1 pseudogene is annotated in these 329 nt (G+C 65.0%); it reads left to right on the forward strand.

What is annotated here, in order from left to right:
- Window positions 1-24: 24 nt before the first annotated feature.
- Window positions 25-329, forward strand: a pseudogene (locus SKC42_RS27540) (glycosyltransferase); the annotation flags it as partial.

Below are 329 nucleotides of genomic sequence, written 5' to 3' on the forward strand. Positions count from 1 at the left end.
TGGCGCGCGATCGATGAGCAGGCGGTGTGCGCTTTTTGGATCGGTAAGCATGCCGAGGCGTTCATGCTGTGTCGGCGCCTGCTGGCCAGCCCCGAGGTTCCCGACGCTGAGCGCCAACGGATTGCGGTCAACCGCGACTTCAGCGTGCCGGCCATGCTCGAGGCGGCCTCGGAGTATCCCGACGCGCTAGTGCAGCGTCTAGTCGCCAATCCAGACCCGGCCAAGGTGGTCGTGAGCCTGATCGCCGACTCCGACCGCGAGGCCACCGAGCAGTCGATCAACTCGTTTCTGAACTGCTGCCTCGATATGCCACTGTGGCTCGGGCGCAT

The organism is Mycobacterium sp. 050134, assembly GCF_036409085.1.
GTDB lineage: Bacteria > Actinomycetota > Actinomycetes > Mycobacteriales > Mycobacteriaceae > Mycobacterium.